At 64.6% G+C, this 13981-nt stretch carries 11 protein-coding genes; 5 read left to right on the top strand and 6 right to left on the bottom strand.

From position 1 onward, the window contains the following. Window positions 1-27: 27 nt before the first annotated feature. Together HELO_RS02725 and katG are read left to right on the top strand one after the other, a co-directional pair. Entirely contained in the window at window positions 28-975 is a 948-nt protein-coding gene (locus tag HELO_RS02725) for a LysR family transcriptional regulator (RefSeq protein ID WP_013331269.1), read from the top strand. 259 nt (window positions 976-1234) lie between these two features. After that, entirely contained in the window at window positions 1235-3454 is a 2220-nt protein-coding gene (gene katG, locus HELO_RS02720; RefSeq protein WP_013331268.1) for a catalase/peroxidase HPI, read from the top strand. A 74-nt stretch (window positions 3455-3528) separates the two neighbouring features. Here the strand turns inward: katG and HELO_RS02715 are convergent, their stop codons facing one another. The 5 genes from HELO_RS02715 to kynU form a co-directional block, all read right to left on the bottom strand. Beyond that, the gene (locus tag HELO_RS02715) at window positions 3529-4398 is read right to left on the bottom strand and encodes an MBL fold metallo-hydrolase (protein WP_013331267.1); all 870 of its coding nucleotides are present in this window, start codon (window positions 4396-4398) and stop codon (window positions 3529-3531) included. A gap of 219 nt (window positions 4399-4617) precedes the next feature. Then, window positions 4618-6096: a protein adenylyltransferase SelO gene (locus tag HELO_RS02710; protein ID WP_013331266.1), complete on the bottom strand. Its 1479-nt coding sequence runs from the start codon at window positions 6094-6096 to the stop codon at window positions 4618-4620. Window positions 6097-6318: 222 nt separating this feature from the next. Further along, on the bottom strand, window positions 6319-7656 hold the full coding sequence (locus tag HELO_RS02705; protein WP_013331265.1) for a DUF2252 domain-containing protein: 1338 nt from the start codon (window positions 7654-7656) through the stop codon (window positions 6319-6321). A gap of 241 nt (window positions 7657-7897) precedes the next feature. Continuing rightward, window positions 7898-8758, bottom strand: coding sequence for a tryptophan 2,3-dioxygenase (gene kynA, locus HELO_RS02700; protein ID WP_013331264.1), 861 nt, complete (start codon window positions 8756-8758; stop codon window positions 7898-7900). Between the two features lie 70 nt (window positions 8759-8828). Further along, window positions 8829-10058, bottom strand: a complete 1230-nt coding sequence (kynU, locus tag HELO_RS02695) for a kynureninase (protein ID WP_013331263.1) — start codon at window positions 10056-10058, stop codon at window positions 8829-8831. A 193-nt stretch (window positions 10059-10251) separates the two neighbouring features. On the opposite strand from kynU, the gene HELO_RS02690 reads away from it, so the two are divergent. After that, on the top strand, window positions 10252-11655 hold the full coding sequence (locus tag HELO_RS02690) for an AlkA N-terminal domain-containing protein (protein ID WP_013331262.1): 1404 nt from the start codon (window positions 10252-10254) through the stop codon (window positions 11653-11655). Further along, entirely contained in the window at window positions 11652-12140 is a 489-nt protein-coding gene (locus HELO_RS02685) for a methylated-DNA--[protein]-cysteine S-methyltransferase (RefSeq protein WP_013331261.1), read from the top strand. The genes HELO_RS02690 and HELO_RS02685 overlap by 4 nt, the downstream gene beginning before the upstream one ends. Before the next feature lie 10 nt (window positions 12141-12150). On the opposite strand, the gene HELO_RS02680 is transcribed toward HELO_RS02685, so the two are convergent. Next, window positions 12151-12825 carry a GntR family transcriptional regulator gene (locus HELO_RS02680; RefSeq protein ID WP_013331260.1) on the bottom strand — a complete coding sequence of 225 codons (675 nt, stop codon included), beginning with the start codon at window positions 12823-12825 and terminating at the stop codon, window positions 12151-12153. A gap of 145 nt (window positions 12826-12970) precedes the next feature. On the opposite strand from HELO_RS02680, the gene HELO_RS02675 reads away from it, so the two are divergent. Continuing rightward, a complete protein-coding gene (locus HELO_RS02675; RefSeq protein WP_013331259.1) occupies window positions 12971-13975 on the top strand; it encodes a TRAP transporter substrate-binding protein in 1005 nt (334 codons plus the stop codon). Window positions 13976-13981 lie beyond the last annotated feature (6 nt).

Genomic DNA, 13981 nt, shown 5'->3' with positions numbered 1-13981 from the left:
ACAACCACCGATCCCTCGGAGATTCCCATGCTCGACTGGCAGGACATCCAGATATTCCTGGAAGTGGCACGCAGCCAGCGACTCGCCGACGCCGCCCGACGACTGGGGCTCGACCACTCCACTCTGTCGCGCCGCACCCGCCGCTTCGAGCAGCGCCTCAACACCCAGCTCTTCGAGCGTAGCACCCACGGCTACCACCTCACCGAGGCCGGCCACCGGTTGCTGGCCCACGCCGAGGAGATGGCCCGGCATGCCTTCGAGGCCAGCGAAAGCCTCACCGACCAGGACCACCGGATCAGCGGCCAGATCCGTCTCGGTGTCACCGAAGGCTTCGGCACCTGGGTGATCGCCCCACTGCTCGCCGCCTTCTGCGACCGCCATCCGGGCGTGACCCTCGACCTGCTGGCCCTGCCCCGGGTGGTCAACCTGAGCCGCCACGAGGCCGACCTGGCGATCACCATCGAACGTCCCTCGAGCCCGGGCCTGGTGATCTCGCGACTCTGCGACTACCGCCTGCGCCTGTATGGCAGCCAGGACTATCTGCACCGCCACGGCACTCCCCGACGGCTCGCCGACCTGGGTCAGCATCGCCTGATCGGCTACATCGATGACCTGATCTTCAGCGAGCAGCTCAACTATCTCGACCCCTTGCTCGACCCGGCCGTGATCGGCCACCCCGGCCCGCACTTCGCCATGCGCGGCACCAGCGTCACCACCCAGCACAGCGCCTGTCTGCGCGGTGCCGGACTCGCCGTGCTACCCTGCTTCATGGGGACCACGACACCAACGCTTTCCAGCCTGCTGGTCGACGAGGTGGATATCGTGCGGCAGTTCTGGATCACCGCTCGCCAGGAACAGCGCCGACTCGCCAGGGTACGGCTGCTGTGGGATTTCCTGCGAGATGCCCTGGAACTCAATCGCGACTTCCTGATGGGTGAAAGCCGAGAGCTGACGATCCCGCCGTCACCCTCCTGAGCCGAAAGCGCGAGGCCGTCGTCAGTCGCCGTGACCATGAGACGACGACCACGAAACTGTCACCATAAAATGATGCTATCACCATGGTTGGGAAAGGCACTTGGCAACACCCGGACGCCAGGGAGTAGCTTATGGATGACCGGACACGCCCGGGATGCTCGCCACGCGACAAGCAGCATCGGCATCCACGCACGCAAAGCTGTCCGATACGTCGCAGTTTCACCTAAGACAGTCATTTTATTGATCGGGGGAGAAAACCATGGGCGAACAACAGAATTCCAAGGCTGCTGGCCAGTGCCCTGTCATGCACGGCAGCAACACCAACATGCGCGGCAAGGGTACGGAAAACCGTGACTGGTGGCCCAATCAACTCAACCTGGGGATCCTCCATCAGCACACTGCCAAGGCGAACCCCATGGGCGAAGGGTTCAACTATGCCGAGGAGTTCAAGAAACTCGACCTGGCGGCGGTCAAGCGAGACCTCAACGACCTGATGACCGACTCCCAGGACTGGTGGCCGGCCGACTTCGGCCACTACGGCGGCCTGATGATCCGCATGGCCTGGCACAGCGCCGGCACCTATCGCATGGGCGACGGTCGCGGCGGCGCCGGCGGCGGGCAGCAGCGCTTCGCACCGCTCAGCAGCTGGCCGGACAACGTCAACCTGGACAAGGCCCGCCGCCTGCTGTGGCCGATCAAACAGAAGTATGGCAACAAGCTTTCCTGGGCCGACCTGTACATCCTCGCCGGCAACGTGGCGCTGGAATCCATGGGCTTCAAGACCTTCGGTTTCGCCGGCGGCCGCGAGGACACCTGGGAGCCTGAAGAAGATGTCTACTGGGGCGCCGAGAAGGAATGGCTCGGCAGCGACGAGCGCATCGTCGACAAGGAAAACCGCGAGTTGGAAAACCCGCTGGGCGCTACCCACATGGGTCTCATCTATGTGAACCCGGAAGGCCCCGAGGGCGAACCGGACCCGGTCAAGGCAGCCCACGACATCCGCGAGACGTTCAAGCGGATGGCCATGGACGACGAGGAAACCGTGGCCCTGATCGCCGGTGGCCACACCTTCGGCAAGACCCACGGCGCCGGGACGGAAGAGCAGGTAGGCCCCGAGCCGGAAGCCGCCCCCGTCGAGCAGATGGGCCTCGGCTGGAAAAGCAGCTACGGCAAGGGCATGGGCGAGGACACCATGGGCGGCGGCCCCGAGGTGATCTGGACCCAGACCCCCACCCAGTGGAGCAACCACTTCTTCGGCAACCTGTTCGGCTACGAGTGGGAACTGACCAAGAGTCCGGCCGGCGCCTACCAGTTCATCGCCAAGGACGCCAAGGGCGATGAGGTCCCCGGACCGGAAGCCGATTCGCAGCGTCGCGCCCCGACCATGCTGGTCACCGACCTGTCGCTGCGCTACGACCCGGCCTACGAGAAGATCTCGCGTCGCTTCTACGAGAACCCCGAGGAATTCGCCGACGCCTTCGCTCGTGCCTGGTTCAAGCTGACCCACCGCGACATGGGTCCGAAGGCCCGCTATCTTGGCCCCGAAGTGCCCGACGAAGACCTGATCTGGCAGGATCCGGTACCGCCCGTGGATCACGAACTGATCGACGCCCAGGACATCGCCGAACTCAAGCGCAAACTGCTCGGCTCCGGGCTGTCCGTTACCGAACTGGTGCGCACCGCCTGGGCCTCCGCCAGCACCTTCCGCGGCTCCGACATGCGTGGCGGCGCCAACGGTGCCCGCATCCGCCTGGCCCCGCAGAAGCACTGGGAGGTCAACCAGCCCGAGCAACTGGCGAAGACGCTGCAGGTGCTCGAAGGCATCCAGTCCGACTTCAACGCCGCCCAGTCAGGCGACAAGAAAGTCTCGCTGGCCGACCTGATCGTGCTCGGCGGTGCCGCAGCCATCGAGAAGGCCGCCCAGGATGCCGGCCACGCCATCGAAGTGCCCTTCTCGCCGGGTCGTACCGACGCCACCGAAGCCCAGACCGATGCCGAGTCCTTCGAGGTACTGCGGCCCGAGGCCGACGGCTTCCGCAACTACCGTCGCACCAAGTTCGCGATTCCCGACGAGGAACTGCTGGTCGACCGTGCCCAGCTGCTGGGCCTCTCCGCTCCGGAGATGACCGTGCTGATCGGCGGCATGCGGGCCCTGGGCGCCAACTACGGCGACGTGTCGCATGGCATCCTCACCGATCGCCCCGGCACCCTCACCAACGACTTCTTCGTCAACCTGACGGACATGGGCACCGACTGGCAGCCGGTCTCGTCCGAGGAAGACGTCTACGAGGGTCGTGACCGCAAGACCGGCGAGACGAAGTGGACCGCCACCCGCGTGGACCTGGTCTTCGGCGCCAACGCCCAGTTGCGTGCCCTGACCGAGGTCTACGCCCAGGATGATTCCAGGGAGAAGTTCGTCCAGGACTTCGTGGCGGCCTGGAACAAGGTGATGAACGCGGACCGCTTCGATCTCGCCTGATCCGAACCGCTTTCACGCCTGAAAAGACGCCGCGTCGGCCCCGAGCCGGCGCGGCGTTTTCATGTCCTCAAGGCTCAGAAAGCGTTGATGGGCACCTTGAGGTAGACCTGGCCGTTATCCTCGGCGGCAGGCATCTCGCCGGCACGCATGTTGACCTGCACCGAGGGGATGATCAGCCGAGGCATGCCCAGCGTCGCGTCGCGCTCGGTGCGCAACTTGACGAACGCCTCTTCGCTGACGCCCTCATGCACATGGATGTTGTGGGCGCGCTGCTCGGCCACTGTGGTCTCATGCTGGTATTCCTCGCGCTCCGGCGCCTTGTAGTCGTGGCACATGAACAGGCGCGTCTCGCCGGGCAGCGCCAGGACCTTCTGAATGGAGCGGTACAGCGTACGAGCATCGCCGCCGGGGAAATCGCAACGCGCGGTGCCATAATCGGGCATGAACAGGGTATCGCCGACGAAGGCGGCATCCCCGATCACGTAGGTCAGGCAGGCCGGGGTATGTCCCGGCGTATACAGTACGCGCCCTTCCAGGTTGCCGATGGCGAAGGTGTCGCCCTCCTCGAAGAGGTGATCGAACTGGCTGCCGTCGCGGGCAAACTCGCTCCCCGCATTGAAGGCCTTGCCGAAGACCTCCTGCACCACGGTGATGTTCGCGCCGATGCCGGTCCGGCCGCCCAGTTGCTCGTGCAGGTAAGGCGCCGCCGAAAGGTGGTCGGCATGGACGTGGGTTTCGAGGATCCACATCACCTCCAGAGCGTTATCGCGAATGAAGGCAATGATCTCGTCGGCGGAGCGCACATCGGTGCGCCCGGCCGCGTAGTCGAAATCGAGCACCGAATCGAGAATGGCACATGCCTTGCCATCCGGATCCTGCACCACGTAACTGAAGGTCTTGGTGGGCTCGTCGAAGAAGGTCTGGACGATGGGCTGCTGGGACATGGAATGCCTCCGTTTGCAGCGAAGAATGAGGGGCATCGCACTCGATGCATGCCGGAACCGGCACATGCCCCATCATAAACAAACTTTCTTATCTATCGATAGACCATTATTTCATACACACCGAATGGCAGGCAGCACTGCCCCTTTCCACCGGGAGCCCGACGGACGAACCTCGGAAGGCTCGACCGCCTTGTCCCACGGGCAGGCGCTCTTGAGGTCTCAGGTACCGCAGAACGTCCGCAGCACCTTCTCCTCGTCACGCGGCGGTCGCATGTAATCGACATCGCCATCCGGCGTCGTATAAGGATCGGTGATCACCGCCAGCAATGCCTCGAAGGGCCCGAAGTCATCTTCCTCGGCGGCGGCGATAGCCTCGGCGACGCGATGGTTGCGAGGAATCACGGCCGGATTGGCGGCATTCAGGCGTGCCACGATGTCATCGGTCGACACGCCCTCGCGGGCCAGGCGTTCGCGCCAACGCGGCAACCACGCCTCGAGTTCTTCCTGGCTTGCGAAGTTTTCCCTCAGCCGCGGCGCCTCGGCCGAGGCATCGACGGCATCGGCCAGGTGGCGAAAGGTCAGGTGGAAATCGGCGCGCCCGTCGCGCATGGCATCCAGCAGCGCCTGGGCGAGTTCCCCATCGCCTTCCTCTTCGGTGACGAGCCCCAGCTTGACGCACATGACCTCGCGCCAGCGTGCATCGAAGCGCTCCGAGAAGTCGCGGATGATCGGCGTGGCGCGCTCGACGGCACGCTCGCCGTCGCTGTCGATCAGCGGCACCAGCGTCTCGGCGAAACGCGCCAGGTTCCACTGGATGATCACCGACTGATTGACGTAGGCATAGCGCCCCCGCTCGTCGATGGAGCTGAACACCGTGCGCGGGTCGAAGGTGTCCATGAAGGCACAGGGGCCATAGTCGATGGTCTCGCCCGAGATGGCGGTATTGTCGGTGTTCATGACGCCATGGATGAAGCCGACGCCCATCCAGCGCGCCACCAGCTCGGCCTGACGCTCCGCCACGGCATCGAGCAGCGCCAGGTAACGCTCGCCGTCATCGGTGCGGTCGGCGAGATGCGGATAGTGACGGTCGATGGCCTCGTCGGCCAGCAGGCGCACCGCTTCGGTGTCTCCACGGGCGGCGAAGTACTGGAAGGTCCCCACCCGCAGGTGGCTGGAGGCGACCCGCGTCAGCACCGCACCGGGCTCGGGAATGCGCCGGAAGACGCGCTCGCCGGTGGTCACGGCGGCCAGCGCCCGGGTGGTCGGAATGCCCAGGGCATGCATGGCCTCGCTGACCAGGTATTCGCGCAACACCGGACCGAGCGGCGACCGACCGTCGCCTCCGCGGGAAAAGGGCGTGCGGCCACTGCCCTTGAGCTGAATATCGCGAATCCGGCCGTGGCGGTCGACCACCTCGCCCAGCAACAGCGCCCGCCCGTCGCCGAGCTGGGGCACGAAGTTGCCGAATTGATGGCCGGCGTAGGCCATGGCCACCGGCTCGGCCCCCTCGGGCAGGCGGTTGCCCGCGAAGATCTCGGCCGCCTCGTCGGCCTCGAACGCCGCCAGTTCGAAGCCAAGCTCGTCGGCGAGCTCACGATTGAAGGCCACCAGCCGGGCATCCTCGACCGGTATTGGCTGACTCGCGGCACGCATCCGCTCGGGCAGGCGTGCATAGCGCAGGGAAAAGCTCGGGAACATGACGCCTCCTGTGCAGTGGGCTCTCGGGAAATGTTGAATAAATTGCCGAGCATCGTGAAGCGCAAGGCGCCCGGAACACAGAAAGCGAGACATAACGAAGGGTTAGGCGAGCTTTCGAGCACCGCGTAACGCAGCGATTTGCATGCGCAGGCATTTATGCAGAATTTCCCTCACCCTACAGGGACAGGCGGGACCGGCCAACATTCCCGAACGCGGTAACGATCATGTTTTCTCCGCTGAGGTTTCCTCGGCCTGTTCAGCACGACTGGCGACGAAGGTTCGGTAGTCCTGGGTAACGCACTCGGCATAGCTGACCGCCAGGGTGGCAACCATGTCGGTGAAGTGGTCCAGCCGGCCTTCGAGCCTTGCGCAGACGTTTCGCGCGAAGCTTCCCGGATCCTCGGGATACAGGTCCCGAGCGCCGCGCAGGTGCTCACGGGCGAGGATGCGTCCCCAGCGCTTGACCAGCTTGCGGTAGTCCTTGCCGCTGTCCAGCTTGTGGGTCGGAAAGTCGTCCTTGAAGGGCGAGCGCTCACGCACCGAGAACACGCTGTCGCCGATGTGCAGCCAGCCAAGATAGGGATCGGGATGTTCGGCGATGGCATGGAAGGCAGCGGCATGGCGCACTCCCTCATGGGGAAAGGCGCGACGCCAGGCCCGCTTCTCGGTGGCGTTCATCAATCGCCAGCCCTCCGGCGGCGTCTGCTGCTTGACGTCGAGAATCACATCGTCGTGCTCGTGATCGCGCCCGCCCTCGATCAGCACGTAGTAGCGCTCGAGGCCCAGCGAGCCGGTGCCGGCATCCAGGCGACGCGCCATGTCCTTGACCCTGAAGTGATCTTCATCGGCCTCGGCACGCTCGCTGTACAGCGTCTCGCGATATTCGCCCTCGACAGCCTTGCGCAACTGGCTGGCCAGGTGCGCCGGCAGCCGGGCGAGCTTGTCCGGGCGCTCGGCAAAGCAACGGCCTTCATCGGTCAGGCGCGTCCACTTGTCGAGCATCCTGGCGCGGCTACGCTTGGCGGCGACCTTCTCGAGAAAGGGCGCCACGGGCCCCTTGGCGGTTTCCAGGGTCACGCCATCGGGCGCCTCGCCATTCAGATGACCGGCCAGCTCGTCGTGATAGCTCTCGGTCAGCGTCGCCAGCGCCTTGCCGGTCGACTTGCGCGACAGGCCGACATTCTCGCGGGCGTCGAGCACCAGGCTGATGGCCAGTCGCCAGAGATCGTATTGATAATCGCCGATCATGGCATCGTCGAAATCATCCATGCCGTAGCGCACGGTATCGTCGCGATGCCCATAGGCGCCGAAGTTGTAGGCATGGGCGTCGCCCTGCAGCCAGGTCTGGGTCTCGGGCAGGCCGCCATAGAGCGCAAAACGCCAATCGTGCCAGATATCGTCCCAGTAGAGATGATTGGTGCCCCGGAAGAACCGGTACGGCGACTCGGCCAGCTTGGCGTACTTGGCCTCGCGCTCCTGCTCGGAGAGCCCGGCATTGGCGGAAGCGATCGCGTCCAGCACCTGGCGGGGGCGATTGTGGCGGGTCAGGGGTTGTGGCATGTGGCAACTCCGTATGATCGAAGGCAGCCGAAACGGCATCCTTACAGTCAAGCAAACTCCAAGCCACCAGGTAAGCCCGACACAACCCCGATGGCCTTTACTGGTCAGGAAAAGCTCTCAAGGCGTTTCTTGGAGGTTCTTTAAAAGTCATCGGAACATATTTACGGAACGTACCATGGAATAACACCAGGCCCGTACCAAAAACACGTCACCGCTTCTCCAAGGATACCGACCAACCCGGCTACAAGGAGGTTCTGACCGACCAGAGTTCAGGGAAGAACTTCAGGTCCAGCGCCTTCTTCAGATAGGACACGCCCGAGGTTCCGCCAGTCCCGCTCTTATGGCCGATAATACGTTCCACGGTTTTCATGTGGCTGAAGCGCCACTTGTGGAAGTTGTATTCGGTATCGACCAACTTTTCCGCCAGCTCATACAAATCCCAGTGATGGTCGGTACTCGCGTAGATATCCGCCCACACGGCCTCAACTTCTGCACAAGCCTCGTAGGGCTCTGACCAGTCTCGATCCAGTACCGATGCCGGCAATTTGAACCCCCGTCGAGCCAGCAACTGGAGGCTGATGTCATACAGGCTTGGCGCCTGCAATACACTCATGAGCCTCTGGTAATTCGCGGAATGGGAACGATGCACCTTGACCATGCCAGGGTGCTTGTTGCCCAACAGAAACTCCAGCTCCCGGTATTGATGCGACTGAAAGCCGGAGCTCTGCCCCAGGCTGTCGCGGAAACTGACGTAATCGGAAGGCGTCATGGTGACCAGAACCTCCCAGGCCTGGATCATCTGCTCCTGAATTCGCGCGACCCGGCTGAGCATCTTGAAGGCCGGCCGAAGCTGATCCGCCGCAATATGCCGGGCCGCCGCATGAGCCTCATGCAGGCATTGCTTGAGCCATAGCTCAGAGACCTGGTGGATAATCACGAAGAGCATTTCATCATGCTCGTTAGAAACCGGACGCTGACAGGACAGCAGGGCCTCGAGCCCCAGGTACTGCCCATAGCTCATGTCCTGATCCCAATGAACATTTTTTTCGTCCTGCAGGTTCACGGCGTTCTGGCGTGTCTTGTTCTCGTCTAAATGGCTCACGACGGCTCCCCTGCTTGTACCCATGGTGATACGTCGGTCATGTCATCCGCCCCCTTGTCTTGCCCTGCCTTCAGGTCACCGCGCTACGCACCTTGAAGCGTGACTCCCGGTACTCGCCGCTCTCCAGCACTTCACGGAAGTGACGGGCCGCCTGCCAGACGTCTTCAAAGCTCAGGTAGAGCGGCGTGAAGCCAAAGCGCATCAGTCCGGGTTCACGGTAATCGCCGATCACGCCCCGGGCGATCAACGCCTGAACGATGGCGAAGCCATCCTCGGCAGCCACCAGCGATACCTGACTGCCCCGCTCCCCGGCCGCCGGGGTGATATCGGCAATGCCGTAGGGCTCGAGCAAATCGGCCAGACAGTCGCGGAACAGCTCGCTCACCGCCAGGCTCTTGTCGCGCAGGGCGTGCATGTCGACCTCGGCCCACATCGCCAGTGAGGCCTCCAGGGCGCTGTAGGCCAGCGCCGAGTGCGTTCCGGTGCGAAAGCGCGTGATATCGCCGGCCGGCGCATAGTCCGCCTCGAAGGCGAAGGGCGCGGCGTGACCGTGCCAGCCGGACAACGGCTGCCAGCCACTGTCCTGGTGGCCGCGCTGGACATAGATGAAGGCCGGTGCACCTGGCCCACCGTTGAGATACTTGTAGGTACAGCCCACCGCATAGCGTGCACCGCTGCCGTTGAGATCCACCGGCAGCGCGCCCGCCGAGTGGGCCAGGTCCCAGATCACTTCGGCGCCGTGCGCGTGCACCAGCCGGGTGGCAGCCGCCATGTCGCGCAGCGCCCCGGTGCGATAATTGACCTGGCTCAGCACCACCACGTCGACGCCGTCGAGATGCGCCTCGAGCGACTCGCCCTCGGGCAGGAAGCGATGCTGGTGCCCGCCGAAGCGGCTGAACCCCTGGGCGATGTAACCATCGGTGGGAAAATTGCCGCCCTCGCTCAGCACCACACCGCCTCCGTCGCCGCGCTGACCGATGATATAGCCCAGCAGCTTGAAGATATTGAGCGTGATGTTGTCGGTGACGACCACCTCGCCCTCGCCGGCACCGATCACCGGCGCCAGCAGGTTGCCAAGCCGCTCGGGAGCATCGAACCAGCCCTGGTTCCAGCCCTTGATCAGCTCGTCGCGCCACTGGTCCATGGTCTCGGTGACCGCCTTGCGGGCCGCGAGAGGTTGGGCGCCGAGGGAATTGCCATCGAGATAAAGCACACCCTCCGGCAAGGCGAAGCGTTCCTTGAAGGTCGCCAGTGGATCCTGACGGTCGAGTTCGCGAGCGCTATCGAGTGTCACGGCCATGTTCGATTCTCCAACAGGGACAGAGCGGCCAGGCATGCCTCGATGATCCGCCAGGAAGGACCGCGATGCCAGGCCGACCGCTTCGCGATGGCCCGGCGCTTCGTCGACACTTCACTTCCGATTCCGGCTAGTCTCCGCGATGCACCGCGCTACACTGGCAACATCGACTCGGGATGCTGGGGGAAGCGCCATCATGCTGGAACCATCACAGTGCCGCCAGGCCCGCCTCGCGCGGGATGCCCGGTTCGACGGCCGCTTCTTCGTCGCGGTGACCAGCACCGGCGTCTACTGCCGCCCGATCTGCCCGGCGACGCCGCCCCACGAGCGCAACGTGCGTTACTACGAAAGCGCCCTGGCCGCCTCGCGGGACGGCTTCAGGCCCTGCCTGCGCTGCCGGCCGGACAGCGCACCGGACTCGCCGGCCTGGCGCGGAACCCACACCACCTTCGAGCGTGCCCTGCGGCTGATCGACGAAGGCGCCCTTCGCGAGGCCCCATTGGGCGCGCTCTGCGAACGTCTGGGTATCGGCGAGCGTTACCTGCGCCAGCTTTTCCAGCAGCGTCTCGGCGTCTCGCCCAAGACCTATGCGCTGCATCGTCAGTGCCTGTTCGCCAAGCAATTGCTGCACCAGACCCGGCTGCCCGTCACCGAGGTCGCCTATGCCAGCGGCTTTCGCAGCCTGAGGCGCTTCAACGATGCCTTTCGTCGCCACATCGGCCTGGCCCCTCGGGAATTGCGCCGTCGTGGTGGCACCGGCGACGACGGCCTGACGCTGACGCTCTCCTACCGGCCGCCCTATGCCTGGCATCCCTTGCACGACTTCCACCGACAGCGCGCCATCGACGGCCTGGAATGGGTCGGCGAGCACCATTACGGTCGCCATGTCCACTGGGGAAGCGCCCGGGGCTGGTTCACCGCCGAACACGATCCCGAGCATCACGCCTTCCGCGTGCACCTGATGCTCGACGACCTCGCCGTCCTGGCGCCGGTGGTGCGGCAGATTCGTCGCGTACTCGACCTGGATGCCGACACCGCCACCATCGAGTCGCATCTCGGTCGCATCGCGCCGGGGCTGTCACTGACCGAGGGCCTGCGCCTGCCCGGCGTCTGGTCACCGTTCGAGGCCGGCGTGCGGGCGATCCTCGGCCAGCAGGTCTCGATCGTTGCCGCCCGCCGGCTGGTCGGCAGCCTGGTCGAGCAACTCGGTGAACCGGCCGGCGACGGCTATCATTTCCCGACACCCGAGTCCGTTGCCGCCAGCGAACTCGAGTTCCTGCGCATGCCCGGCGCGCGCAAGGCTACCCTGCAACGCTTTGCAAGCTGGTACGCTGGAGCCGGATCGGGCGACGATCCGCTCCAGTGGACGGCCCTCAAGGGCATCGGCCCCTGGACGGCGAACTACGCCGCCATGCGTGGCATCGGACATCCCGACATCTGGCTGGACGGCGACGCCGGTGTGCGACGCACCCTCGACCGTCTGGGCGATAGCGACCCGGCCGATGCCGCGCCCTGGCGCAGCTACCTGACCCTTCAGCTATGGTCTCAGGAGCCGACACCCGACAACCCGGAACAAAACGTCATGGAGGCGAGCCGATGACCGACGCCCTCGATTACTACCAGCCCCCGCAAAGCGACGCCCTCGGCCTGCTGCGCCTGAGCGCCACGGCCTCGGGTATCACCGAGATCGCCTTCGTCATGGAAAAGGACGCTGCGCCACGCCCCAACGAGATCACCGAGCGTGCCCGGCAGCAGCTCGACGAGTACTTCGCCGGTGAACGCCGCGACTTCGAGCTGCCGCTCGCGCCGCGAGGCACGGATTTCCAACGGCGGGTCTGGGAGGCATTGGCCACCATTCCCTTCGGCGAAACGCGCAACTACGCCGAGATCGCCGAACAGCTCGGTTGCAAGGGTGGACAACGCGCCGTGGGCGCGGCCAATGGGCGCAATCCCATTTCCATCGTCGTGCCCTGCCACCGGGTGATCGGCAGCGACGGCCAACTCACCGGCTACGCTGGCGGCATCGGTCGCAAGCAATGGCTGCTGGCCCACGAAGCCGGCGAGATTCCCTTTCAACTGGCTTGAAGGGGCTCGCTCAGACGGCATCCTCCTGCAGGGTGCCGAGCCGGCGCACGCTGGCGACGAAGTCGCTGAAGCGCTCGCCCTGGATGAGCACGTGATCGCGTAGCGCCCGCTCGGCCCGCTCGGCCTCTCCTGCCTCGATGGCAGTGACGATCTCGCGATGCTCCTCCAGCGAGCTGCCCATGCGCTGACGCACCTGAAGCTGCAGGCGTCGGTAGGGCTTGAGCCGCTGCTTCAACTGGCGCGCCTCGCTATCCAGAAAGCCGTTGTGGCTGGCCCGATAGATGCAGTCGTGAAAGGCCGCGTTCTCGTAATAGTACTCGTCGGGATCGCCCGCCCGGGCCGCCGTCTCGCATCGCGCCAGGGCCTCGCGCAGTTCCGCCAGTTCCGCATCGCTGATCCGCCGGGCGGCCAGCCGCCCGCACATGCCCTCCAGTTCGGCCATCACCTCGAACATCTCGATCAACTGATCAATGCCCACCTTGGCCACGAAGGTTCCCTTCTTCGGCGAGACCGTGACCAGCCCGCTGGCCACCAGTTGCTGTATCGCCTCGCGAACCGGCGTGCGCGACACCTCGAACTCGCGGCCCAGGGCCTCCGGGTCCAGGCGTTCCCCCGGTGCGCGCCGTCCGTTGATGATGTCGTCTTCCAGTGCATCCCGAAGTCGCTGCGTATTCGACCGTTTCATGGTCTGGACTCCTCCCTTCACGCGCTTGCCTCACCCCTTGGTCTAAGGTCCTAAATTTGACACTGGTATTTCAATACGGCTATTGAAGTATACATCAGCTTGGCTGATGCACACTTCATACAAGAACAATCTCGAAGGAGACGCCATGAAACGCTCATACATGCCACCCTTGGTGGCCGGCCTGGCTCTCGCCGCGCTCGCCGCCAGTTCCTCCGCGTCCGCCCAGACGGTACTGCGCGCCTCCCACCAGTTCCCCGGCGGGCAAGGCGACGTGCGCGACGAAATGGTTCAGTTGATGGCCGAGAAGGTCGCCGATGCCGATGTGGGGCTCGAAGTCGAGGTCTATCCCGGCCAGTCGCTGTTCAAGGCACGCGAGCAATGGTCCGCCCTGACCCGTGGTCGACTCGACATCACCGCGCTGCCGCTCGACTATGCCAGCGGTCGTCATCCGGAGTTCTCCGCCACCCTGATGCCCGGCCTGGTGCGCAACCACGAGCACGCCCAGCGGCTGAACGACTCCAAGTTCATGGGCATGATCAAGGACGTCATTCAGGAAGGCGGCGCCCGGGTACTGGCCGATGCCTGGCTGGCCGGCGGCTTCGCCTCCAGCGAGCGCTGCATCACCTCGCCGGACACCGTCGACGGCCAGAACTTCCGCGCCGCCGGTCCGGCCTTCGAGGAAATGCTGGAAGCCGCGGGCGCATCGATCACCTCCATGCCCTCCTCGGACATCTACACCGCCATGCAGACCGGCGTTCTGGATGCCGCCAACACCTCCTCGATGTCCTTCGTCTCGTACCGCATCTACGAGCAGGTCGAGTGCCTTACCCAGCCCGGCGAGCATGCCCTGTGGTTCATGTACGAACCGATCCTGATCTCCGAGCAGAGCTGGCAGAAACTCGACGAGGCTCAGCAGAAGGCGCTCATGGAAGCCGGCCAGGCCGCCGAGGAGTTCTTCGCCGAGAAAGCGGCCGGCCTGGACCAGCAGATGGTCGATGTCTTCGAGGAGAATGGCGTCGAGGTCGTGAGCATGAGCGAAGAGGACTACAACGCCTGGCTGGAAATCGCCAAGCAGAGCGCCTACAAGAACTTCGCCGAGAACGTCCCCGATGGGCAGGCCCTCATCGATGCCGCCCTGGCCGTCGATTGATCCGGA

The organism is Halomonas elongata DSM 2581 (assembly GCF_000196875.2).
Lineage (GTDB): Bacteria > Pseudomonadota > Gammaproteobacteria > Pseudomonadales > Halomonadaceae > Halomonas > Halomonas elongata.
This window is presented reverse-complemented; position numbering and strand designations above follow the sequence as displayed.